The organism is Comamonas sp. HJ-2 (assembly GCF_053615495.1).
In genome coordinates this window covers 75,962-97,540 of sequence record NZ_JBSIFD010000001.1, presented here as the reverse complement: position 1 = coordinate 97,540, position 21,579 = coordinate 75,962, and the positions used below count along the sequence as shown (strand labels likewise).

Below are 21,579 nucleotides of genomic sequence, written 5' to 3'. Positions count from 1 at the left end.
AGGGCTTGCGGTCACATCGGCCGCAAGCCCTGTTTCGTTGTGCGCAGCAAGCGCACTGACTGGTCGCGAAGCGGATTGGCTCAGATCACTTCACTGGCCAGGTTGTCGGCCCAGCTCAGCGCCTGCAGATGGGCCCAGTTGACCTGGTGGTTGGACAGCTGCAGCGCATTGGCGGCGCGGGCAAAAGCCGCTTCGTCGCCCGACTCACAGGCGCGCGTCAGATCCAGGAAGGGCGCAAAAACGCCTTGGTTATGTACCAGTGCGTCAACCACGGACTGGGGCAGGGCCACGGATTCAAGGGCCTTGGCCATGGGCTGGCTCAGCATCACATCGAGCAGCGAGAAAACGCCCACGACGAAGGCGTGGTCGCATTCCTCGGGCGGCAGCAGCTCGGCGGTCAGCAGCTCCATCAGGCGGCCGCGCACCACGGCCGTCTGGCCCACAGCCGGCGGTGTGCCGCCGGCGCGTGAGGTGGTCAGCAGCAGGGCCGCCCAGCGGAACAGCTTCTTGAGGCCCAGAATCATCACCGCATGGCGGAAGGAGGTGATCTCGCAGGACAGGCCGAAGCCCGAGCTGTTGATGAAGCGCAGCAGGTTGAAGGACAGCGTGGGGTCCTTCTTGAGCAGCTCTTCGATCTCCTCGGTGCTGGCCTGCTGGCGCACCAGGTTGATGAGCTGGATGATGGTGGTCTGCGTGGGGCGGATGGTACGCGCCTGCACGAGCTGGGGCTGGGCGAACCAGTAGCCCTGGAACAGCTTCACGCCAAGGCTCCGCATATGCTCGAACTGCTCGGCTGTTTCGACCTTCTCGGCCACGATCTGGGCGCGTGTGTAGGTCTGGGCAAACTTCACCAGCTTTTCGGCATGCTCGATTCCGAAGCTCTGCATGTCCAGCTTGACGAAGGAGGCCATGGGCAGCCATGACGCATAGTTGCGGCGCAGCAGGTTCTGGTCGAAAGCCAGGCGAAAGCCACGCTGGCGCAGGGCCGCAAATGTGGGCAGGCAGGCTTCGATGTTTTCCTGCGTGGCATCGGCAGGCAGGGCCGGCACTTCCAGTACCACACGGTCGGGGTGAATCAGCTCCAGGTGGCCGCCGCTCAGGCTGTCATGGGTGCAGTTGATGAAAACCGTCTTTTTGCCCACCAGGGCCTCGGCACCGGCGTAGGACAGTGCATTGAACAGCAGCGCCGCATCGGATGCCGCTGTGTGTGCGTTATGTGCAACCGAGCGGTCAAACAGCTCGTAGCCATACACATCCCGTTTTTCATCGACGATTGCCTGACGCGCAATGCTGGCCATATTGGCCTCGTCCCTGTCTGCAACGGGGCTGGCGGTCGGTGAAGAGGAGTTGGTGTCAGAGGTATCCATGTCGGTTATCGCTTGGGTGTGGGGCAGAAGCGCTGTCAGTCGGACAGACACTCCGTCCATCTCAAAGCCTGCAGGTGAGCGTGATTGATGTCCCCGTGCTCCAGCTCCAGGCTGCAGGCACTGCGGTCGAATTGTTCCTGGTCATGACTCTCGCAGGCCTTGGTGAGCATCAGCAGCTCGCCCAGAATGCCTTCATGATGCAGCAGCGCGGCGGAGACCGACTCGGACACCGGAATCAGCGCCAGCGCTGCAGGCAAAGGCATGCCCAGCATGCGGTCCAGCATGGAGAACATGCCGCAGATAAAGGCCAGATCTGCGTCGGTGTCCGTCAGCGAGTGCTTGGCCAGCAGCTCCATCAGACGGCCGCGAATCACGGCGGTCTGGCCTACGGCCGGTGGGGGGCCGCCTTCACGGGCGGCAGTCAGCAGCATGGCAGCCCAGCGAAACAGCTTGTTCAGGCCGAGCAGCATCACGGCCTGCTTGAAAGAGGTGATCTTGCGATGGGCGCCAAAGCTGGCCGAGTTGATGAGGCGCAGCAGGTTGAAGGCCAGGGCGGCGTCCTTTTTGAGAACTTCCTCGATCGCATCGGTGCTGGCCTGCTCGCGTACCAGCGTCAGCAACTGGATGATGCTTTGCTGCGTCGGGGTCAGAAGGCGGGTCTGCATCACCGTGGGACGGGCAAACCAGAAACCCTGGAAAAGCTCTATGCCCAGGCGCTGCCCCAGCTCATGCTGGTGGGCACTTTCGACTTTTTCGGCGATCAACTCGGCGCGGGTGTGGCGGTTGGCGAACTTGACCAGCACCGTAAGCTGGTCCGGTGCCAGCGTGGAGAGGTCTAGCTTGATGTAGTCGGCCAGCGGCAGCCAGGCCGAATACACGGACTCCAGTACCGTGTGGTTGAAGGCCAGATGAAAGCCCTGGTCCTTGAGTGCCAGCAAGGTGGGCAGGCGGGCTGCCACCTCATGCACGGCGGCATGGCCCAGAGGGGGGATCTCCAGCACCACCTTGTCGGCCGGCAGCAGCTCCAGGTGCTCGCCGGTCAGGCCTTCGTGAGTGCAGTTCACGAACATGAGCTTGGTGCCGACCAGATCTTCCTCTCCAGCATGCGTGAGGGCAGCAAAGATCAGCGTCGCGTCTGAGGCCATGGTGTGACCATAAGGCGAGCGCGAGCGGTTGAACAGCTCGTAACCAATGATTTGCTGCAACCCGTTGACGATGGGCTGGCGTGCAATCATGCCTTTGGACAGGTTGCGCGGCGAGGCGAATGCCTGGTCCTCTATGGTTTGTTCACTCATTGCTGCATGACGTCTGTGTGGGAAATGGTTGGCTGGGCCGGTTATTGTAAGAACGAGCCGATCATAGTGTCAGCTTCGTGCGTTCAGGCCGTTTGTGCCAACAACTTCGGCTCGCGGGCCTTGCTTGCCGGTGGTTCTTGATTCGAGTCAAGAAAAAATACCTAAATCTGTTGCAGCCAGGCGATCTCGGTCGCGGTGAAGCCTGCGGCGCGGCGTGCCTTCTCATTGAAGGGCGGGCGCAGGCGCGGCGCTTCATGGCGCTGTGTCAGCTCCAGGTACAACGACTCGGGGTCCAGGCCGTTTTTCTCGCACAGCCAGCGATACCAGTGGTTGCCTATGGCCACATGACCCACTTCCTCGCGCAGGATAATGTCCAGAATGTCGCAGGCCGCCAGCGCATCGGTCGCGTGGGTGTTGCGCAGCTTGTTCTGGATCTGCGGCGTGGCGTCCAGGCCGCGCGCCTCCAGCGTTCTGGGTACCAGGGCCATGCGGGCCACGATGTCGCCTGCCGTTTTCTCGCACATGGTCCACAGGCCCTGGTGGGCCGGATGGTCGCCATAGTCCTGACCATGATGCTGGCGCAGATGATCGCGTAGCAGGCGGAAATGCTTGGCTTCCTCTGCAGCCACCTGAAGCCAGTCGTGGTAGTACTGCCCGGGCATGCCGTCAAAGCGCCAGATGGCGTCCAGTGCGAGGTTGATGGCATTGAACTCTATATGTGCAATGGCATGGATGAGCACGGCCCGGCCTTCGAGGGTGGCCGGCGAGCGGCGCGCCACGGCGGTGTGGTGCTTGAGCTCGGGCCGGGCCGGGCGACCGGGAAGCTCAGATTCGGGGATGCGCAGTGTCGGTGCTGTTTCTGCTATCGAATAGAGAGCTTTTTGTGTATGCAGATCAATGGCTGCAGCAGCTTTTTTCTCTGGGTCTGCAAGACACAAGACCTCTAGCGCGCGATGACGTAACTCCATCCCTACAATTCTAGGTTCTATAAAGAAGCAACCCACAGGGAGACAAGCAGATGGCAATTTACGAACTCGACGGCGTTGCGCCGCAGATCGACGAAAGCGCCTGGGTGGCCGACAGCGCCGAGGTCATGGGCCGCGTCAAGCTGGACAAGGACGCCAGCGTCTGGTTTGGAACGGTCATCCGCGGGGATACCGAAAACATCAGCATCGGTGCGGGCTCCAACATCCAGGATGCCAGCGTGCTGCATGCCGATTTCGGCAAACCGCTTACGGTGGGTTGCAATGTGACGGTTGGCCACCAAGTAATGCTGCATGGCTGCACGATTGGCGATGGCTCGCTCATCGGCATCGGTGCAGTGGTGCTCAATGGCGCCAGGATAGGCAGGAACTGCCTGGTGGGCGCAGGCTCGCTGGTGACCGAGGGCAAGGAATTTCCCGACGGCTCCATGATCCTCGGCAGCCCCGCCAAGGTCGTGCGCGAGCTATCGCCCGAGCAGATCGAAGGTCTGCGCCAGAGCGCCAGGAACTATGTTGAAAATGCTCGCCGCTTCAAGCGCGGCTTGCGCAAGCTGGGCTGAGGGCCCAGCTCTTTACCGGAATCGATTAGCGTGTCTGAACTGCATAAATTCATTTTTGACGGCCTGCCCGTGCGTGGTGCCATTGTTCGCCTGACTGACTCCTGGCAGGAAATCCTGCAGCGCCGTGCCGGCAACAAGGATACCGGCGCCTATCCCGAGGCCGTCAGCACCTTGCTCGGCGAGATGACGGCGGCTGGCGTGCTCATGCAGTCCAATATCAAGTTCAATGGCGCGCTGGTATTCCAGGTCATGGGCGACGGCCCCGTCAAACTGGCTGTGGCCGAAGTGCAGTCGGACCTGAGCCTGCGTGCCACGGCATCGTTGGTGGGAGAGGCCAGTCTGCCCCTGCGCGGCCAGTTGGCCCCGCTGGCAGAATTGGTCAATGCCCATGGCGCGGGCCGCTGTGCCGTCACGCTGGACCCCAAGGACCGCCAGCCCGGTCAGAACCCCTATCAGGGCGTGGTGCCGCTCAATGATGGCGCTGGCGGTCGCTTCGAGCGTCTGTCGGATGCGCTGCAGTTCTACATGATGCAGTCCGAGCAACTCGACACCGTGATGGTGCTGGCTGCCAATGACCAGATCGCGGCCGGTCTGATGCTGCAGCGCATGCCTGTGAAGGGCGAGGCGAATCTGGCCGCGGCCACCGAAAGCGGGGAGGCCGAGCATGACGCCCAGGGCCTGAACGAGGAGTACAACCGCATTGCCACGCTGGCCTCCAGCCTGACGCAGCAAGAGCTGTTGACGCTGGATGTGGAGACCATTTTGCGGCGCCTGTTCTGGGAAGAGAAGCTGCTGCGCTTCGCTCCGCAGGCCGACGAGCAGGCCCCGCGTTTCGCCTGCACCTGCAGCCGTGACCGTGTGGCCGCCATGCTGACCTCGCTGGGCGAGAAAGAGGTGGATTCCATCGTGGCCGAGCGTGGCAAGATCGAGGTGGGCTGCGACTTCTGCGGCCAGCAATACCAGTTCGACGCCATCGATGCGGCGCGTCTGTTCACCGAAGTGCAAAAGCAGCCGCCCAGCTCCAGCTCGGTGCAGTAACTGAACAGTCTGCTCGCGGCTATGGAGCTCTGATGGCGGTGGAGACACCCTGCAAGAGCCCAGGCCGGGGCAGCGCGGGTGTCTTCCAGCTCGGAAAAGACAGGGGAGAAGGCACGAGGCGCCTCAGGGGGCGCTTTTCAAGGCCTCGAACAGTGCCAGCTCGCACTCGGGATCGCCGCATTGCTCGCAGGCTTTGCGGCGTATTTTCTGACTGGAATTCCAGGGGTTCTGGCTTGAGATCCAGTCCCAGTCCGCGGTTGGGGCCGTGAACTTGAGAGATGCGGCCAGCTGTTGCCATTGGGCAGACGGCTTGCCGTAGAGCATCACATAGCTCTGTGCGCGTGCGTGCAGCAGTGCGCGCCATCGGCTGATCTGCTGCGCGATGGCGGGGTCCGGGTCGGCATCGCGCCAGTCCTGGCCCAGCACATAGACCAGGGCATCGGCCGGCCATTCATCGCCGCTCGCGGGGGCCAGGCATTGCCAGGGCGTGGCATGGCCCGCATCCAGACGGGCCTGCAGCAAGCCATGCGCCATGCCGCGCGCCAGTGCATGAGGCGCACCCAGCAGCACCAGCGTGGGCGCAGGAACAGCAAAGCCAGCGCGGGGCTGGCTTTGATGCAGAGCGGGTGCCGGGTCAGCGCTTGGAAACCTGAATATAGATTTCATTGGGTTTGACCATGCCCAGCTCGTAACGGGCCTTTTCTTCCACGGTGGACAGGCCGTCCTTGAGGTCATTGACCTCGGATTGCAGCCTGTCGTTTTCCGATTTTTCTAGGGCGTTGGCCGCGTATTGATCCTTGATTTGCTGCTGCAGCTCGTGCACATAGGCCATGCTGCCATTGCCCAGCCAGAGCTGGGCATGAATGGCGGTCAGCAAGACCAGCAAAGTGACGCAGACGACGCGGTTGACCATAAAAAAACCTGGTGGAATCAAGGGTAAGCGTCACAGCCGCAAAGCGGTTGCCGGGCACTTACTTCAGCTGCGCACTTTAGCGCAGGTTGTAGAAGGCAGCACGACCGGGGTACTCGGCCACATCGCCCAGGTCTTCCTCGATGCGCAGCAGCTGGTTGTACTTGGCGATACGGTCGGAGCGGCTCATGGAGCCAGTCTTGATTTGACCAGCATTCAGGCCCACGGCGATGTCGGCAATGGTGCTGTCTTCGGTTTCGCCCGAACGGTGCGAGATCACGGCGGTGTAGCCGGCGCGCTTGGCCATTTCGATGGCGGCGAAGGTCTCGGTCAGGGTGCCGATCTGGTTGATCTTGATCAGGATCGAGTTGGCGATGCGCTTTTCGATGCCTTCCTTGAGGATCTTGGTGTTGGTCACGAACAGGTCGTCACCCACCAGCTGAACCTTGGAGCCCAGGCGCTCGGTCAGGATCTTCCAGCCATCCCAGTCGCCTTCGTGCATGCCGTCTTCGATGGAGATGATGGGGTACTTGTCGCACCAGCCGGCCAGCATGTCGGTCCACTGCGTCGAAGTCAGTGTCATATTGCCTTCGCCGGCCAGCACATACATGCCGTCCTTGTAGAACTCGGAAGCTGCGCAGTCCAGGCCCAGGGCGATCTGCTCGCCGGGCTTGTAGCCGGCCTTTTCGATGGCTTCGATGATCAGCTGGATCGCGGCTTCGTGGTTTTCCACGGAAGGTGCGAAACCGCCTTCGTCGCCCACGGCGGTGGACATGCCCTTGTGGTGGATGATGGCCTTCAGAGCGTGGAAGACTTCGGCGCCCCAGCGCACGGCTTCACGGAAGGTGGGGGCACCCACGGGGATGATCATGAACTCTTGCAGGTCCAGCGAGTTGTTCGCGTGGGCGCCGCCGTTGATCACGTTCATCATGGGCACGGGCAGCTGCACGCCGCCCATGCCGCCGAAGTAGCGGTACAGGGGCAGGCCGGCTTCTTCGGCAGCGGCGCGGGCCACGGCCATGGAGACGGCCAGCATGGCGTTGGCGCCCAGGCGGCTCTTGTTGTCGGTGCCGTCCAGGTCGATCAGGGTCTTGTCCAGGAAAGCCTGCTCGGAAGCGTCCAGGCCCAGCACGGCTTCGGAGATTTCGGTGTTGATGTGCTCAACAGCCTTCAGGACACCCTTGCCCAGGTAGCGGCTCTTGTCGCCATCACGCAGTTCAATGGCTTCGCGCGAGCCGGTGGATGCGCCCGAGGGCACGGCGGCACGGCCCATCACGCCGGATTCCAGCAGCACGTCGCACTCAACGGTGGGGTTGCCGCGGCTGTCCAGCACTTCGCGGCCTACGATGTCAACAATGGCACTCATTGCATTTCCTTTGGGTTTCTGAAATCGGTACGTGCAGGCTGACTTCTTTCATGAAATCACGCCCAAGCGCTTGTGCATGAAGCGCAAGCTGCTATCAAAATTGTGAAGCCGACTCTTCTCCACATGCTGCGCGCGCGCCATGCACGCGACGAGTATGGAAGAGGCTGCGGCGGCTATTGTGCACAAATTTGGTGGGCCGCTTTTGCCTTGACGTGTTGCAGCAGTCGAATTTCTTGCGCAAGACGTTTCTGTGCAAGCATTCGGACACAAAAGCGGATACAAAAAAGGCATGACGCCACGCTTCATCGTGTCGGTCATGCCGGGGGGCATCATCTGCTCAGACGCCGCTGCCCGCCTTGGGGCGGCCGGGGCGTATGAACATGCAGGCCTGCAGCAAGGCCGTCATGTCGCTGCTGATGCGCTGTGTATGCATGCTCAGGCCTGGAAATGGTCTTCCAGGAAGCCGTTGCGCTTGGTCACATCGTCCAGCGCCACCAGTGTCTCCAGCAGTGCCTTCATGTGCTTGAGCGGCACGGCATTGGGGCCGTCCGACAGGGCGTTGCAGGGATCGGGATGGGTTTCCATGAACAGGCCTGCCACGCCCACGGCCACGGCCGCACGCGAGAGCACGGGCACCATCTCGCGCATGCCGCCGCTGGATGTGCCGTTGCCGCCGGGCAGCTGCACGCTGTGGGTGGCGTCGAACACGACAGGGGCGCCGGTCTCGCGCATGATGGCCAGCGAGCGCATGTCGCTGACCAGATTGTTGTAGCCAAAGCTGGCGCCGCGTTCGCAGGCCGTGAAGCTGTCCGCGGGCAGGCCCGCTTCCACCGCCGCAGCACGGGCCTTGTCGATGACATTCTTCATGTCATGCGGGGCCAGGAACTGGCCCTTCTTGATGTTCACGGGCTTGCCCGACTGGGCCACGGCGCGGATGAAGTCCGTCTGGCGGCACAGGAAGGCGGGGGTCTGCAGCATGTCGACGACAGACGCCACATAAGGCACTTCGGCCTCGGTGTGCACATCGGTGAGGATGGGCACGTTCAGCTCCTTCTTCACCTTGGCAAGGATCTCCAGACCTTTTTCCATGCCGGGGCCGCGAAAGCTGGTGCCCGAGGAACGGTTGGCCTTGTCGAAGCTGCTCTTGAAGATGAAGTGAATGCCCAGCGAGGAAGTGATTTCCTTGAGTTGCCCGGCCACGTCCATCTGCAGCTGTTCGGATTCGACCACGCAAGGGCCGGCGATCAGAAAGAAGCGCTTGTCCAGACCAATATCAAAGCCGCAGAGTTTCATGGTGGGTTCCTTTTTGCACGCCGCGCATGCTTCAAAAACTGAAGCGGCCAGCGCTCTACATTGAATGGTTTCAACATCATTTGATGCTGAGGTCATTGCATTTCAAGCGCTGGCAGCTCCTATTTGAGGATTGATTCCGAAGGAAGGGAATCAGGCCTTCTTGCCCGGCTGGGCCTTGTTGTCCATGGCCGCCTTGATGAAGGCGTTGAACAGCGGGTGACCATCCCAGGGGGTGGACTTGAACTCGGGGTGGAATTGCACACCGATGTACCAGGGGTGAACCTTGGCGGGCAGCTCGACGATTTCGGTCAGCTGTTCGCGCTGGGTCAGGGCCGAGATCACCAGGCCGGCTTCGCGCAGCTGGTCCAGATACTGGGTGTTGGCTTCATAGCGGTGGCGGTGACGCTCGGTCACCACGTCGCCGTAGATGCTGTGCGCCAGCGTTCCCTTTTGCACGTCGGAAGACTGTGCGCCCAGGCGCATGGTGCCGCCCAGGTCGGAGTTCTCGTCACGGGTCTTGATCGTGCCGTCCGCATCCTTCCACTCGGTGATCAGGGCGATCACGGGGTTGGGGGTGGCGGGGTCGAACTCGGTGGAGTTGGCGCCTGCGAGGCCGGCCACATGACGGGCGTACTCGATGGTGGCGACCTGCATGCCCAGGCAGATGCCCAGGTAGGGCACCTTGTTCTCACGGGCAAACTTGGCCGTGGAGATCTTGCCTTCCACACCGCGCGAGCCGAAGCCGCCGGGCACCAGAATGCCGTCGTAATCCTTGAGCAGCTTGGTGGCATCCGCGTCGTGGATGGTTTCCGAGTCCACATGCGTGATCTTCACGCGCACATGGTTGCGCATGCCGGCATGCTTGAGCGCTTCATTGACCGACTTGTAGGCGTCGGACAGCTCCACGTACTTGCCCACCATGGCAATCTTGACTTCGCCCTGGGGATGCTCGGTCTCATAGACCAGATCGTCCCAGCGCTTGAGATTGGTGGGAGGCGTGTTCAGGCGCAGCTTGTCGCAGATCAGGCCGTCCAGACCCTGCTCGTGCAGCATGCGCGGCACCTTGTAGATGGTGTCCACGTCCCACATGGAGATCACACCCCACTCGGGCACATTGGTGAAGAGGGAGATCTTGCTCTTTTCCTCTTCGGGTACCTGGTGCTTGGCGCGGCACAGCAGCGCATCGGGCTGGATGCCGATTTCGCGCAGCTTCTGCACGGTGTGCTGGGTGGGCTTGGTCTTGAGCTCGCCGGCCGTCTCGATGAACGGCAGGTAGGTCAGGTGCACAAAGGCGGAGTTGTTGGGGCCGAGCTTGAGCGCCAGCTGACGCGCAGCTTCCAGGAAGGGCAGGGACTCGATGTCGCCCACGGTGCCGCCGACTTCGCAGATGGCCACATCCACTTCGTGGTCGGTGCCCAGGCCCGCGCCGCGCTTGATGTATTCCTGGATCTCGTTGGTGACATGGGGGATGACCTGCACGGTCTTGCCCAGATAGTCGCCACGGCGTTCCTTTTCCAGCACGGACTGATAGATGCGGCCCGTGGTGAAGTTGTTGCTCTGACGCATGCGCGTTTCGATGAAACGCTCATAGTGGCCCAGGTCCAGATCGGTCTCGGCTCCGTCATCGGTCACGAACACTTCGCCGTGCTGGAAGGGCGACATGGTGCCCGGGTCCACGTTGATATAGGGATCGAGCTTGATGAGGGTGACTTTGAGACCGCGCGATTCCAAAATCGCAGCAAGGGAGGCTGAGGCGATTCCCTTACCTAGGGAAGACACCACACCGCCGGTGACGAAGACGAACTTGGTCATGTCTTTTTTTGGTGGTGGTAAAACAGGATTATAGGTTCGCCACGAATTTCGGCGTGGCGTACAGGGATGCTTGTGCGGCAGCAAAGCCGCTCAGGTCTGATAAATTGCGCAGCATGAATGACGTGTTCGCAGGCAAACATCTGGTGCTGGGTCTCTCCGGAGGCGTGGCTTGTTACAAATCGGCCATGCTGTGCCGCTTGCTGGTCCAGGCCGGTGCCACGGTGCAAGTGGTCATGACGGAGGCGGCCGAGCAGTTCATGACGGCCGTCACCATGCAGGCGCTTTCTGGGCGCGCAGTCTACACCTCCCAGTGGGATGTGCGCGAACCCAACAACATGCCCCACATCAATCTGAGCCGTGAGGCCGATGCCATCCTCATCGCACCCTGCAGCGCGGACTTCATCGCGCGCCTGGTGCAGGGCCGCTCGGACGAGCTGCTCAGCCTGATGTGCCTGGCCCGCCCCATGGAGAGCGTCCCCCTGCTGCTGGCCCCGGCCATGAACCGCGAGATGTGGGCCCACCCCGCGACCCAGCGCAATCTGGCCCAGGTGCAGGCCGACGGTGCCCAGGTGCTGGGCGTGGGCAACGGCAGCCAGGCCTGCGGCGAGACCGGCGACGGCCGCATGCTCGAGCCCGAGGAAATCATGGAGGAGCTGGCGGCGCACTTCACGGCCAAGAGCCTGCAGGGCCAGCATCTGCTGGTGACGGCCGGCCCGACCTTCGAGGCGATCGATCCGGTACGCGGCATCACCAACCTTTCGAGCGGCAAGATGGGCTTCGCGATTGCCCGTGCGGCGCACGAGGCCGGCGCCCAGGTCACGCTGGTGGCAGGCCCCGTGCATCTGCCAACGCCGCGCGGAGTGACCCGCGTTGACGTGCAGTCGGCGCGCCAGATGCAGACTGCCGTGCAGTCCCTGGTGGCGGGGGCCTCGATCTTCATTGCCACGGCCGCCGTTGCCGACTGGCGTCCGGCCGAGTTTTCCGATCAGAAGATCAAGAAGGATGGCTCGGGCGATGTGCCGGCCATGGACTTTGTCGAGAACCCCGACATTCTCGCCGGTGTGGCCCAGTCCGACCAGGCTCGGTCCGGCAAGCTGTATTGCGTGGGCTTTGCGGCCGAAAGCCATGATCTGCTCAAGCACGCCAGCGCCAAGCGGCTGCGCAAGAGCGTGCCGCTGCTGGTCGGCAATATCGGTCCCGCCACCTTTGGCAAGGACGACAATGCACTGCTGCTGATCGACGATCAAGGCTTCAAGGAGCTGCCCCATGCCAGCAAGGACGTGCTGGCGCGCCAGCTGGTCGATGAAATTGCGCAGCGCCTGAGCGCCAAGCGTCCCTGACCCGTGATCCCAGGAGCCCGAACATGAATCCCTCCAGCTATGAAGGCCCGCGCAATGGCGACTATGTGGCTTATGTGGATCAGCTGATGCGAGCCAGTCCCGAGTACCGCCGCACGCTGCGCAGCATCGACGGAGCGATTCAGACCGCGGTCGTCACGCCCGGCTCCCAGGCCGCCTCGCCCATGTCCCAGCTGCGCAACACCTTGCAGAAGGCGCGCGACATGGCCGAGCAGGCCCAGCAGGTGCCGGGAGCGCGAACCACGGCGGCTGCTCAACCGGCCCAGCGCACGGCTGCTGCACGGCGCCCCAATACGGCCGTGACCAAGCAGGAGGCGCAGCAGCGCTTCAGGGCCATGGAGCGCGAGATCGAGGGGCAGAAGGCTCAGAACGGTCGCAAGCCCTGGGTGTCTCCGGGCTCGCTGGCGCTGATCGTGGGCGGGGTGATCCTCTCCCAGTTCATCCAGGGCTTTGGCGTGCTGCTCGCACTCATGGGCCTGATGTCGCTGGTGGGCGGCGTGCTCAAGCGCCTGCAAGGCCGCTGACAGGCGTCAAGTGCCGACGCCTGCCCGGCAGCGGGCACAATGGCGCCCTTCAGGAAAACTGCTGGCCGCTGCCATGCAGCTGCCGCAATGGATGCAAGGCCCGGTTCACGGGCCTTGTTCAAGACAGACAAGACTAGCCAGATCCTTATGAATGTTGATGTAAAGATTCTCGATGCGCGCCTGCGCGACAACCTGCCCGCCTACGCCACCCCCGGCAGCGCCGGACTGGACCTGCGCGCCTGCATCGACGCGCCCGTGACCCTGGAGCCCGGCCAGTGGCAGCTGATTCCCACCGGCATGGCCATGCACCTCAAGGATCCCCATTACGCGGCGCTCATCCTGCCGCGCTCGGGCATGGGCCACAAGCACGGCATCGTGCTGGGCAACCTGGTCGGCCTGATCGACTCCGACTACCAGGGCCAGCTCATGGTCAGTGCCTGGAACCGTTCGCAGACCGCCTTCACGCTGCAGCCCATGGACCGTCTGGCCCAGCTGGTCATCGTGCCCGTGGTGCAGGCACAGTTCAATCTGGTGGATGACTTTGCCGACGCCAGCGAGCGCGGCGAAGGCGGCTACGGCTCTACCGGCAAGCACTGAGTCTCTGGACTCGCCCGCATCTCGCGCAACATGAGCCGCCAGACCCGCAGCCGCTCTGCCTCCTGGACCAAGGTGCAGCTGGGGCGCGACCAGCACATGCGGCGACGGCTGCAAAAACGCCACTGGCTGCGTCTGCATGCCGCTCTGACCGGCGGCCTGAGTCTGGCTGCCATGTCCCTGATCAGCCTGTGCCTGCTGCATGCCGGTGTGCACAGCATGGGGCTGCGCTATGGGCTGGCGCTGGCCTGCGGCTATCTGCTTTATCTGCTGCTGGTGCGTCTGTGGGCGGGCTGCATGCTGCGCCGCGACTGGGACGGGGGCGAGCTGCCCTCCGATGGTCCCGGCTTGGGCGGCAAGTCGGGCAGTGCCGACGCTGCGGGCTTTGAAAGCGGGCAGGGAGGCTCCTACGGCGGCGGCGGTGCCGGCGGCCACTGGGACGATGGCGCAGTCGTGCCTGATATCGCGCCTGCGTCATCGGGCCTGGAGCTGCCCGATGTCGATGTGTCGGGGCTGGACGGACTCGATGAAGGCGCCGTGGTGCTCGTGCCGGTGCTGCTGGTTTTTGCGGTCCTGCTGATCGCGGTCACGGGCATGGGCTCGCTGGTGTGGCTGGTGTTCGGTGCCGATCTGTTCCTGACCGTGGCGGTAGAGGTGGCGTTTGCGCTGCTGATGACCCGAACCCTGTATGTGGTGGAGCGCGAAGGCTGGCTGCTGGCGGCCTTGCGCATCAGCTGGAAGCCCGTGCTGGGCGCCCTGGTCGCGGCCGTGGTGCTGGGGCTGCTCGCCGACTGGCTGTTTCCCCAGGCCGATACCCTGGCGCAGGTGCTGCGCAGTCTTTGATCGCCCTCAGTCCTGGTGCCTGGCGCCGGGCAGTTGCAGCTGCATGCGCAGCCCGCCCAGCGGCGACGGCAGAGCCTGGATGCTGCCGCCATAGGTCTGAACCAGATCACGCACGATGTCCAGGCCCAGGCCGGCGCCGGGACGCTGTTCGTCCAGCCGCTCGCCGCGCGCAAAGATGCGCTCGCGCAACTCGGGGGCAATGCCCGGGCCGTCGTCGTCTATGCACAGCGTCAGTTGCTGGCCGTCATCGGCTATAGGCTGCACCTTCAGCACGACCTTCGACCTGGCCCATTTGCCGGCGTTGTCCAGCAGATTGCCCAGCATCTCCATCAGGTCCTGGGAGTCGCCCTTGAAGTCCCATTGGGTGGCATCCCCCTGCAGCTCGAAGCGTATGCAGCGCGCCGCATGCAGCTTGTCCATGGTGTGGACCAGGGAGTGCAGCGGTCCGGCCAGCGCGGTGCGCAGGCCATGGCCCTGCTGCGCCGCTGCTGCGGCGGCGCGGGCGCGGGCCAGGTGATATTCGACCTGGCGGCTGGCACTGGCGACCTGCTCGCGCACCAGGGTCGCGAGCGGGCTGTCCTGCTGCGCGGCCGCGTTGCCCATGATGCTCAGCGGAGTGTTGACTGCGTGAGCCAGATTGCCAGCCTGGGTGCGGGCTCGCTCCACCATCTCGGCATTCATGCGCAGCACATGGTTGAACTCCTGAACCAGGGGCATGATTTCGGCCGGGTGCTCGCCCCTGATTTCAGAAGCTTCGCCCTGGCTCACGGCGGCCAGCTGACGGCGCAGGGCGGCCAGCGGAGCCAGTGCCAGTTGCAGCTGCACGACCACGGCGGCGATCAGCCCCGCAGCCAGCATGCACAGCGCGGCCACCAGCATCTTGGTAAAGCGCTGCAGCGGCGTGGCCAGCATGGCCGCGTCGGCGGCAATCATCAGGCGCAGCGGCGGGGCATCGGCCTCGGGCAGCTGTACGGTACGCGTCACGATCACCAGGGTGTTGCCATTGCCGTCCGACATATGGCCATAGCTGGCGGGAGCGTGCAGGGGCAGGGTGGGCTCCCAGACCTTGTCGGCCTTGAAGAAAGGCCAGTCCAGGGTCTGGTCCCAGAGCGAACGGGAACGCTGGATGCCGGCCTGAACCGTCTGCTTGCCGGCCGCATCGAGCTGGTCTACCTGCCAGTACATGCCCGACAGCGGCTGCTGCAGCAAGGGGTCGCCGGAGAAGGGCGAGACCGTGACCGGGACGGCCTGATCCGGCTGGTAGTTGACGGCGCCGCTGAGCCGGTCGAGCTTGGCCACCAGCTGGCTGCGCAACTGCTGGGTCAGGTGCTCGGCAAACAGCGTGCGCAGGCCCCAGCCCGTGAGCAGCAGTGCTGCCAGCACCCAGATCAGGGCACCCGCCAGCAGTCGCAGGCGCAGCGAGTTCTTCCAGGAGCCCGCGCTCAGCGGTGGCGGCTGTTGGGGCATGGGGGAGGTCAGAGTGTGCTCGGACATAGGCTTTATTCTTGGTTGGATGGCGCGGCCAGGCGATAGCCCAGGCCGCGCACGGTTTCGATCGAGCCGGCGGGCAGCTTTTTTCTCAGGCGCCCGACAAATACCTCGATGGTGTTGGAGTCGCGGTCGCTGTCCTGCGGATAGATATGCTCGGACAGCTCGGTGCGTGAGACCACGGCGCCCATGCGCTGCATCAGCAGGGCCAGCACCTTGAATTCATGGCTGGTCAGCGTCAGCGCCTGACCTTCGACGGTGACGCGCGCCTGGCGCGAATCCAGGGTGATGGAGCCGCATTGCCACAGTGCGCTGGCATGCGGGCTCAGACGCCGCAGCAGGGCGCGCAGACGCGCCAGCAGCTCTTCCATGTGGAAGGGTTTGGCCAGATAGTCGTCGGCTCCGGCATCCATGCCTGCGACTTTTTCATGCCAGGCGGCTCTGGCGGTGAGGATCAGCACCGGCATGGAGCGGCCCTGCGCACGCCAGGCGCGCAGCACGCTGAGCCCGTCGCGCACGGGCAGGCCCAGGTCCAGCACCGCAGCGTCAAAGCTCTCGACCTCGCCCAGGTATTGCGCCGTCTCGCCATCGGCGGCCGTCTCCACGGTGTGGCCGGCCTGCAGCAGGGCCTGATGCAGCTGCTCGCGCAGCGTGGGTTCGTCTTCAATCAGCAAAATTCGCATGCTCTGCAGCCTTCCTGAGTGCCGGGGTTTACTTCTTGCGCTTCATGCTGATCAGCTTGCCGTTGCTGGCATCGATCTCCAGCTTGACCACCTTGCCGTCGTTTTGCAGCAGCCGGATCTCGTAGACAAAGCGGCCGTCCTCGCGGTCGAACTCCACCTTGATGACCTGGCCCTGGTATTGCTGCTCGACCTGATCCAGAACCGTGCGCAGCGGCAGCACCTGACCCTGGCGCAAGGCCTGACGGGCGAGTTCGTGATCGTTGTCGCCGGCATCCGAGGTGGCGGGCCACAGGCTCAGTGCGGCAAAGCCTGCCGTTGCCAGCAGCATGGCCAGCACGGCATGAAGGGCGCGCCGACGTGGGCGGTACGCAGATTGCGGGTCATTCGAGGCGTTGAGAAAAGACATGGCGAGAGGGCTGGAGTTGGAGGTGATGAGGGCTGGTAGCGGTCTGCAGCCAAGGTTATAGGCCTGCATCGATGAACGGAAGCTGAATGGCGGCTTCAGAAACGGTTCAGCCTGACTTGCGAACAATCGGCACCAACCCGCTGCGCAGTGCATGTGCACTGGCGGGCCGTGTTTTGTCCCTTTCTTCGACCCAGCGACTGCAGGAGTTTTCATGTCCCATCTTCCCGGCCCGGCTTTTTCCATGTCCTCAGGCCCCCTGTCCGTATTCCGCTCCCTGCGGCGTCGCAGCGGCACGGTCTTGCTCGCAGGCGCGGCCCTGCTGTCGGCCGGCACTTGCCTGGCCGCAGAAAACTCCCTGGCGGATCGTGCCTCGGCCTCGGTGGCCGCCGTGCGCGGCATGGCGCTCGGGCCGGCCCTGTCCATCCGCGATGTTTGCGACCGGCTGGAGAAGGCCGGCTATCGCGAATTCCAGGAAGTGGAATGGGACGACGGCCTCTACAAGGTCAAGGCCACGGCCAGCGATGGACGCTTTGTGAAGCTCTATGTCGACGGCCGTAGCGGCGAAGTGCTGCGCGTACGCACCAAGGGCTAGGATTGGCTCCGGATTCGATAGCTGTCAGCGCCCTGCCGTTGTGGACTCCATGACGGTTTGCAGAGCAAAGAAGCCAGGTATTGGGCAAGGCGCTATGGTTTGAAGAGTTGTAAACGGCTGCGCTTTACTCGAAGTATTGTGAGCAAATGTGAAAGCTGTCGTCCTGGCGAGCCTGTGCCGCGTTGCAATGGAAAGGCAGACCGTGCAAGGTTTGCAGAGCAACTCATAACAGGGACTGCGGCGCATGGAATGTGCATGCGCCAATCAGGAGATTTCCATGCAAATCAATCAACGCTGGGGCCGCTTGGCCATGGTGAGCGCAATCGTTGCGGCTCTGTCGGCCTGCGCGGCCTATCCCCAGGGTGGCTACCAGAGCGGCGGCTACCAGGGAGGTTACTCCCAGGGTGCTTATTCGGGTACTGGCTACCCTGGCAGCACACAGGCCTACCCCGTGGGCAACAACCAGGTCCAGACCTATCCCGCCAATAACTGCGGCTACAACAACCCCAACTGCTATTCGCAGCAGCCTCAGCAATACGCCCAGCAGGGCCGTGTGATGAATATCGAGACCGTGCGCGTACAGGACGGCAGCGGCATTGGCGCGGGCGGCGCGATTGCCGGTGGCGTGATCGGCGGTGTGCTGGGCAACCAGGTGGGCAAGGGCTCGGGCCGTACACTGGCGACCATCGCCGGTGTGGCTGCAGGCGCTTTCGCCGGCAACGCCGTGCAAAACAACATGGGCGGCGGCAGCGTGCGCGATATTTACCGCGTCACCGTGCAACTGCAGGACGGCAGCGTGCGCGCTCTGGACTACCAGCAGCCTCCCCAGCTGAGCATCGGTGAATACGTGCGCGTGGAAGGCAACCAGATCTTCCGCCGCTGAGCAGACAGGCGCACATAACAAAAGGGACTCCGAGGAGTCCCTTTTTACTTCACCAGTCAAGAGCAGTACAGCCTTAAAAACTGGCGTGTTCTCAAGCCAGAGATAGCAAGCAAGAGCCTAGGCTGCCCCGCAGCAAAGCTGTCGTCCCCCTGAGGGGGAAGGCGCAAAGCGCCTCAGGGGCTCAGTGAAGTGTTTCGTTGCCCGGAGCCATGGGCTCGATACGGAAAAAGCCCGTACCGGCCGTGCCGCGACCGATTTCTTCCTCGGTGGCCTCACGCACGGCTTCGATCTTGAGGTGCAGGCGGATGGCGATTCCGGCCAGCGGGTGGTTGCCGTCCAGCACCACATGCTCGGGATAGATTTCAGTGACCGTGTAGAGCAGATCGGGAGGCACGGGGTTGGTGCCCTTGGGCATGGCCGTGCTCTCGAAACTCATGCCTTCCTCGATCTCCTCGGGGAACAGCTCGCGCTTTTCCAGGAAGATCAGGCTCTCGTCATAGTCGCCGAATGCCTCTTCGGGCTCCAGGTGCAGGTCCAGTGTGGTGCCTACGCCGTGGCCTTGCAGAGCCTCTTCGATGCGCTTGAACAGGTCATCGCCGCCGACAAGGAACTCCACGGGCTCGTCCAGCACATCCAGCTCCTCGCCCAGGGTGTCTTTCAGTGTCCAGGTCAGGGCGACCACGCATTGTTGGGTAACTTCCATGGTGTGTGTATGCAGTTGGTGGGCCGCGGGCCAGTCCCGCAGCCGAAATTGAAACGCCGCCACGGCCGTGGCGCAATGGCAGGCATTGTCCCATGCGCTGCCCGCAACTGCAGCACAGGCCTTTTGTTACACCCTGCAAAAAGCACTTGCACAGCCTTCACATTGGCGCTCTTGCAGGCCTGCATACTGACCCCATCTCTGCTGCAAGTAATTTGCGGGCTTTAAGGAAGGCACCATGACCTCTCAGGAACAACAACTGCTGCAAGACCTGTGCGCCAGGCTGACGCTGACCCAGGGTCAGCCCAAGGACGCGCAGGCCGATGCCGAGCTGCGCCGTGGATTGAGCAACGCGCCCGATGCGGTCTACTGGCTGGCCCAGCGCACCTTGATGCTGGAGCAAGCCATTCAGCAGGCCCAGCAGCAGATCGGCGAGTTGCAGCAGCAGGTGAAGCTGGCCCAGCAAAGCCAGAGCCAGGGCGCAGGCAGCTTTCTCTCGGGCGGCCTGGGCACGCACTTCGGCCGCGCTCCCGAGCGCCATGCCGAGGATGGTGGCTACGCTGCCAATGCCCAGCCTCCCTATCAACCCCAGTACCAGCCGCAGAACCAGCCGCAAGTGGCGCCTCAACCTTCCAGCTGGCGCGACCGTTTCTTTGGCGGCGGCTCGGCGCCCCGTGCTGCAGCGCCGCAGGCCTACGGCCAGCCTGCAACCTCTGCCGGCAGCAGCTTCCTGGGCAATGCCGCAGCGGCCGCAGCCGGCGTGGCTGGCGGCATGTTTCTGTTCAACGGGCTGGAGAATCTGATGGGCGGCCATCACGCCGGCTCGGGCAGCCAGAGTGGCGGCGAAAGCAAGTCGCTGGCGCAGGACAGCAGCAACCAGGGCCTACATGGCGACAGCGGCAATACCTCGAGCCTGGCCAACGATGCGGGCCTTGGCAGCATAGACAACTCAGCCAGCTTTGACAGCGGCAGTTGGGACGATGGCGGCGGCTTCTTTGACGATGACTTTGCCTGATTACATGCTTTGAGATTTTTGAGGCTCAAGCCCTTTTCCATCAAACGCTAGCAGCTATGGATTAGATAGTGAGAAGGAAAAAAGAAAGCCACCTGGCGTTTTCAAATCAGGTGGCTTTTTTTTAATTTCAGTAGCGATGGGCGCGAGCTTTAACTAGGGCGCGACCTAAGTGTGGGACAGCAAGCAAGCGCCGCCGCGCAGCAAAGCTGTCGTCCCCCCCCGCGAAGCAGAGAGGGGGAAGCGGCGGGGCCGCCCAGGCAAAGCCGCTCAGGGGGTCTTTAGAACGGATAGTGGCGTTCTGCGGTCTGCATGGTCACCCAGCGGGTTTCGGTAAAGGCATTGATGCCCTGCTGGCCGCCGAAATGGCCATAGCCCGAGGCCTTGACGCCGCCAAACGGCATCTGGGCTTCGTCATGCACCGTGGGGCCGTTGATATGGCAGATGCCGGCCTCGATGCGCGCCGCCACACGCCAGCCGCGGGCCGTGTCCCGGGTGAAGACTGCCGAGGACAGACCGAACTCGTTGTCATTGGCCGTGGCGATGGCTTCTTCCTCGCCGTTCACGCGCACGATGCCCTTGACCGGGCCGAAGCTCTCCTCGTGGAAGATGCGCATCGCCGGCGTCACATGGTCGATCAGTGTGGCGGGCATCAGGGTGCTCTCGGCCTTGCCGCCGCAGACGATTTTTGCGCCCTTGGCCAGCGCGTCGTCGATCATGGCATTGCAGCGCTCCACCGTGGCCAGATCGACCACCGAGCCCAGCACCACGGGCCCCTTGCGCGGGTCACCCAGCGGCAGGCTGCGGGCCTTGGCGGCAAACTTGGCGATGAACTCGTCGGCCACCTTGTTATCCACCACAAAGCGCTCGGTGGACATGCAGATCTGGCCCGAGTTGGCAAACGCGCCAAAGGTGGCGGCGTTCACGGCCGCATCGATATCGGCATCGTCCAGCACCAGAAACGGGGCTTTGCCGCCGAGCTCCAGCAGTGCGGGCTTGAGATGCCTGGCGCAGGTCTGGCCGATGATGCGGCCCACGCGCGTGGAGCCGGTAAAGCTCACGCGGCGCACGGCCGGATGGGCCACGATGGCCTCGACCACGCTGCCCGCATCGGCGGGCGCATTGGTCACAAAGTTCACCACGCCGGCGGGCAGGCCTGCGTCCTGCAGCGCTTCGATGATCAGGCCGTGGGTGGCGGGGCAGAGTTCCGAGCCCTTGAGAATCACGGTATTGCCGCAGGCCAGGGCCGTGGAGATGCTGCGCACGGCCAGAATCACGGGGGCATTCCAGGGCGCGATGCCCAGCACCACGCCGGCGGGCTGGCGCACGGCCATGGCCAGGCTGCCGGGCACGTCGGAGGGGATGATCTCGCCATTGATCTGCGTGGTCAGCGAAGCCGCTTCCAGCAGCATGCTGGCGGCCAGATGCACGTTGAAGCCGGCCCAGATGCCCGATGCGCCGGTCTCGGCAGCCATGGCCGCGGCAATCGCTTCGCCCTTGGCTTCCAGCGCCTGCGAGGCCTTCATCAGCATGGCGCGGCGGGCGTTCGGCCCCAGTTGCGACCAGGCGGGGAAGGCTGCTGCCGCTGCATCGCAGGCGCGAATCGCGTCCTCGGTCGTGGCTGCCGGCGCGCGTGTGGCCACGCTGCCATCCAGCGGGTTTCTGCGTTCAAAGGTCGCGCCATTGCCGGCTGTGCATTCCTGGCCGGCTATCAGCATTTTTTGTTCGATCATTTTTCATCTCCTTTTGACGTGAAAGCAGTCATCAAAGCTGCCTGTTGTTCATACCGTTGAAATTAGACGCGGCCCAGCGCAGAGGTGTCGAGCAAGGGCCTAGGCGGCCCAGCCGCCCCAGCATGGGCTGCCCCAGCGA

General features: G+C 63.4%; 22 protein-coding genes. 9 read left to right on the top strand and 13 right to left on the bottom strand.

What is annotated here, in order from left to right; genetic code table 11:
* Window positions 1–80: 80 nt before the first annotated feature.
* The 3 genes from ACWGXF_RS00435 to ACWGXF_RS00425 form a co-directional block, all read right to left on the bottom strand.
* Window positions 81–1,367: an EAL and HDOD domain-containing protein gene (locus ACWGXF_RS00435; protein WP_003064490.1), complete on the bottom strand. Its 1,287-nt coding sequence runs from the start codon at window positions 1,365–1,367 to the stop codon at window positions 81–83.
* 35 nt (window positions 1,368–1,402) lie between these two features.
* On the bottom strand, window positions 1,403–2,662 hold the full coding sequence (locus ACWGXF_RS00430) for an EAL and HDOD domain-containing protein (protein ID WP_003064492.1): 1,260 nt from the start codon (window positions 2,660–2,662) through the stop codon (window positions 1,403–1,405).
* A gap of 161 nt (window positions 2,663–2,823) precedes the next feature.
* Window positions 2,824–3,630, bottom strand: a complete 807-nt coding sequence (locus ACWGXF_RS00425; RefSeq protein ID WP_039049910.1) for a ferritin-like domain-containing protein — start codon at window positions 3,628–3,630, stop codon at window positions 2,824–2,826.
* Between the two features lie 50 nt (window positions 3,631–3,680).
* Between ACWGXF_RS00425 and ACWGXF_RS00420 the strand changes: the two genes are divergently transcribed.
* Both ACWGXF_RS00420 and hslO read left to right on the top strand, forming a co-directional pair.
* On the top strand, window positions 3,681–4,205 hold the full coding sequence (locus tag ACWGXF_RS00420; RefSeq protein ID WP_003064497.1) for a gamma carbonic anhydrase family protein: 525 nt from the start codon (window positions 3,681–3,683) through the stop codon (window positions 4,203–4,205).
* Between the two features lie 30 nt (window positions 4,206–4,235).
* The gene (gene hslO, locus ACWGXF_RS00415; RefSeq protein WP_452101625.1) at window positions 4,236–5,243 is read left to right on the top strand and encodes an Hsp33 family molecular chaperone HslO; all 1,008 of its coding nucleotides are present in this window, start codon (window positions 4,236–4,238) and stop codon (window positions 5,241–5,243) included.
* A 123-nt stretch (window positions 5,244–5,366) separates the two neighbouring features.
* Here hslO and ACWGXF_RS00410 read toward each other — a convergent pair whose 3' ends face one another.
* The 5 genes from ACWGXF_RS00410 to ACWGXF_RS00390 all read right to left on the bottom strand — a co-directional run bounded on the left by ACWGXF_RS00410 (window position 5,367) and on the right by ACWGXF_RS00390 (window position 10,624).
* Window positions 5,367–5,909 carry a hypothetical protein gene (locus tag ACWGXF_RS00410; protein WP_256629920.1) on the bottom strand — a complete coding sequence of 181 codons (543 nt, stop codon included), beginning with the start codon at window positions 5,907–5,909 and terminating at the stop codon, window positions 5,367–5,369.
* Window positions 5,878–6,156: a septum formation initiator family protein gene (locus tag ACWGXF_RS00405; RefSeq protein ID WP_003064503.1), complete on the bottom strand. Its 279-nt coding sequence runs from the start codon at window positions 6,154–6,156 to the stop codon at window positions 5,878–5,880. The genes ACWGXF_RS00410 and ACWGXF_RS00405 overlap by 32 nt, the downstream gene beginning before the upstream one ends.
* Window positions 6,157–6,232: 76 nt before the next feature.
* Window positions 6,233–7,519, bottom strand: coding sequence for a phosphopyruvate hydratase (eno, locus tag ACWGXF_RS00400; RefSeq protein WP_012837357.1), 1,287 nt, complete (start codon window positions 7,517–7,519; stop codon window positions 6,233–6,235).
* Between the two features lie 435 nt (window positions 7,520–7,954).
* Complete coding sequence (kdsA, locus tag ACWGXF_RS00395; RefSeq protein WP_003057718.1) at window positions 7,955–8,812, bottom strand: 3-deoxy-8-phosphooctulonate synthase; 858 nt, start codon at window positions 8,810–8,812, stop codon at window positions 7,955–7,957.
* 150 nt (window positions 8,813–8,962) lie between these two features.
* A complete protein-coding gene (locus tag ACWGXF_RS00390; protein ID WP_034359936.1) occupies window positions 8,963–10,624 on the bottom strand; it encodes a CTP synthase in 1,662 nt (553 codons plus the stop codon).
* A gap of 113 nt (window positions 10,625–10,737) precedes the next feature.
* Here ACWGXF_RS00390 and coaBC point away from each other — a divergent pair, with 113 nt between their 5' ends.
* The 4 genes from coaBC to ACWGXF_RS00370 all read left to right on the top strand — a co-directional run bounded on the left by coaBC (window position 10,738) and on the right by ACWGXF_RS00370 (window position 13,943).
* Complete coding sequence (gene coaBC, locus ACWGXF_RS00385; protein ID WP_256629921.1) at window positions 10,738–11,964, top strand: bifunctional phosphopantothenoylcysteine decarboxylase/phosphopantothenate--cysteine ligase CoaBC; 1,227 nt, start codon at window positions 10,738–10,740, stop codon at window positions 11,962–11,964.
* 23 nt (window positions 11,965–11,987) lie between these two features.
* On the top strand, window positions 11,988–12,506 hold the full coding sequence (locus tag ACWGXF_RS00380) for a hypothetical protein (protein ID WP_039049908.1): 519 nt from the start codon (window positions 11,988–11,990) through the stop codon (window positions 12,504–12,506).
* A gap of 147 nt (window positions 12,507–12,653) precedes the next feature.
* A complete protein-coding gene (gene dut, locus ACWGXF_RS00375) occupies window positions 12,654–13,103 on the top strand; it encodes a dUTP diphosphatase (protein ID WP_003064513.1) in 450 nt (149 codons plus the stop codon).
* Between the two features lie 30 nt (window positions 13,104–13,133).
* Window positions 13,134–13,943, top strand: a complete 810-nt coding sequence (locus ACWGXF_RS00370) for a hypothetical protein (protein WP_452101624.1) — start codon at window positions 13,134–13,136, stop codon at window positions 13,941–13,943.
* 6 nt (window positions 13,944–13,949) lie between these two features.
* Here the strand turns inward: ACWGXF_RS00370 and ACWGXF_RS00365 are convergent, their stop codons facing one another.
* From ACWGXF_RS00365 to ACWGXF_RS00355, 3 genes are read right to left on the bottom strand one after another with little or no spacing between them, the layout of a single operon-like run.
* The gene (locus ACWGXF_RS00365; RefSeq protein WP_256629922.1) at window positions 13,950–15,437 is read right to left on the bottom strand and encodes a sensor histidine kinase; all 1,488 of its coding nucleotides are present in this window, start codon (window positions 15,435–15,437) and stop codon (window positions 13,950–13,952) included.
* 5 nt (window positions 15,438–15,442) lie between these two features.
* Entirely contained in the window at window positions 15,443–16,114 is a 672-nt protein-coding gene (locus tag ACWGXF_RS00360; protein WP_046461267.1) for a response regulator transcription factor, read from the bottom strand.
* Between the two features lie 28 nt (window positions 16,115–16,142).
* Complete coding sequence (locus tag ACWGXF_RS00355) at window positions 16,143–16,451, bottom strand: PepSY domain-containing protein (protein WP_012837366.1); 309 nt, start codon at window positions 16,449–16,451, stop codon at window positions 16,143–16,145.
* 280 nt (window positions 16,452–16,731) lie between these two features.
* Here ACWGXF_RS00355 and ACWGXF_RS00350 point away from each other — a divergent pair, with 280 nt between their 5' ends.
* Together ACWGXF_RS00350 and ACWGXF_RS00345 are read left to right on the top strand one after the other, a co-directional pair.
* Complete coding sequence (locus ACWGXF_RS00350) at window positions 16,732–17,112, top strand: PepSY domain-containing protein (RefSeq protein ID WP_012837367.1); 381 nt, start codon at window positions 16,732–16,734, stop codon at window positions 17,110–17,112.
* Between the two features lie 277 nt (window positions 17,113–17,389).
* Window positions 17,390–17,995, top strand: coding sequence for a glycine zipper 2TM domain-containing protein (locus tag ACWGXF_RS00345; RefSeq protein ID WP_003064528.1), 606 nt, complete (start codon window positions 17,390–17,392; stop codon window positions 17,993–17,995).
* 181 nt (window positions 17,996–18,176) lie between these two features.
* Here the strand turns inward: ACWGXF_RS00345 and ACWGXF_RS00340 are convergent, their stop codons facing one another.
* Complete coding sequence (locus tag ACWGXF_RS00340) at window positions 18,177–18,698, bottom strand: FKBP-type peptidyl-prolyl cis-trans isomerase (protein WP_003064531.1); 522 nt, start codon at window positions 18,696–18,698, stop codon at window positions 18,177–18,179.
* A gap of 235 nt (window positions 18,699–18,933) precedes the next feature.
* On the opposite strand from ACWGXF_RS00340, the gene ACWGXF_RS00335 reads away from it, so the two are divergent.
* Window positions 18,934–19,710 (top strand): DUF2076 domain-containing protein, encoded by a 777-nt coding sequence (locus ACWGXF_RS00335; RefSeq protein WP_087865946.1) that lies wholly within the window; start codon window positions 18,934–18,936, stop codon window positions 19,708–19,710.
* A gap of 278 nt (window positions 19,711–19,988) precedes the next feature.
* Here the strand turns inward: ACWGXF_RS00335 and ACWGXF_RS00330 are convergent, their stop codons facing one another.
* The gene (locus ACWGXF_RS00330; RefSeq protein WP_039049905.1) at window positions 19,989–21,440 is read right to left on the bottom strand and encodes an aldehyde dehydrogenase; all 1,452 of its coding nucleotides are present in this window, start codon (window positions 21,438–21,440) and stop codon (window positions 19,989–19,991) included.
* Window positions 21,441–21,579: the final 139 nt, after the last annotated feature.

Coding starts and splice junctions, on each gene's coding strand:
- ACWGXF_RS00435 (WP_003064490.1), bottom strand. CDS start 1,367: ATGGATACCTCTGACACCAACTCCTCTTCACCGACCGCCAGCCCCGTT.
- ACWGXF_RS00430 (WP_003064492.1), bottom strand. CDS start 2,662: ATGAGTGAACAAACCATAGAGGACCAGGCATTCGCCTCGCCGCGCAAC.
- ACWGXF_RS00425 (WP_039049910.1), bottom strand. CDS start 3,630: ATGGAGTTACGTCATCGCGCGCTAGAGGTCTTGTGTCTTGCAGACCCA.
- ACWGXF_RS00420 (WP_003064497.1), top strand. CDS start 3,681: ATGGCAATTTACGAACTCGACGGCGTTGCGCCGCAGATCGACGAAAGC.
- ACWGXF_RS00410 (WP_256629920.1), bottom strand. CDS start 5,909: ATGAAATCTATATTCAGGTTTCCAAGCGCTGACCCGGCACCCGCTCTG.
- ACWGXF_RS00405 (WP_003064503.1), bottom strand. CDS start 6,156: ATGGTCAACCGCGTCGTCTGCGTCACTTTGCTGGTCTTGCTGACCGCC.
- eno (WP_012837357.1), bottom strand. CDS start 7,519: ATGAGTGCCATTGTTGACATCGTAGGCCGCGAAGTGCTGGACAGCCGC.
- kdsA (WP_003057718.1), bottom strand. CDS start 8,812: ATGAAACTCTGCGGCTTTGATATTGGTCTGGACAAGCGCTTCTTTCTG.
- ACWGXF_RS00390 (WP_034359936.1), bottom strand. CDS start 10,624: ATGACCAAGTTCGTCTTCGTCACCGGCGGTGTGGTGTCTTCCCTAGGT.
- coaBC (WP_256629921.1), top strand. CDS start 10,738: ATGAATGACGTGTTCGCAGGCAAACATCTGGTGCTGGGTCTCTCCGGA.
- ACWGXF_RS00380 (WP_039049908.1), top strand. CDS start 11,988: ATGAATCCCTCCAGCTATGAAGGCCCGCGCAATGGCGACTATGTGGCT.
- dut (WP_003064513.1), top strand. CDS start 12,654: ATGAATGTTGATGTAAAGATTCTCGATGCGCGCCTGCGCGACAACCTG.
- ACWGXF_RS00370 (WP_452101624.1), top strand. CDS start 13,134: ATGAGCCGCCAGACCCGCAGCCGCTCTGCCTCCTGGACCAAGGTGCAG.
- ACWGXF_RS00365 (WP_256629922.1), bottom strand. CDS start 15,437: ATGTCCGAGCACACTCTGACCTCCCCCATGCCCCAACAGCCGCCACCG.
- ACWGXF_RS00360 (WP_046461267.1), bottom strand. CDS start 16,114: ATGCGAATTTTGCTGATTGAAGACGAACCCACGCTGCGCGAGCAGCTG.
- ACWGXF_RS00350 (WP_012837367.1), top strand. CDS start 16,732: ATGTCCCATCTTCCCGGCCCGGCTTTTTCCATGTCCTCAGGCCCCCTG.
- ACWGXF_RS00345 (WP_003064528.1), top strand. CDS start 17,390: ATGCAAATCAATCAACGCTGGGGCCGCTTGGCCATGGTGAGCGCAATC.
- ACWGXF_RS00340 (WP_003064531.1), bottom strand. CDS start 18,698: ATGGAAGTTACCCAACAATGCGTGGTCGCCCTGACCTGGACACTGAAA.
- ACWGXF_RS00335 (WP_087865946.1), top strand. CDS start 18,934: ATGACCTCTCAGGAACAACAACTGCTGCAAGACCTGTGCGCCAGGCTG.
- ACWGXF_RS00330 (WP_039049905.1), bottom strand. CDS start 21,440: ATGATCGAACAAAAAATGCTGATAGCCGGCCAGGAATGCACAGCCGGC.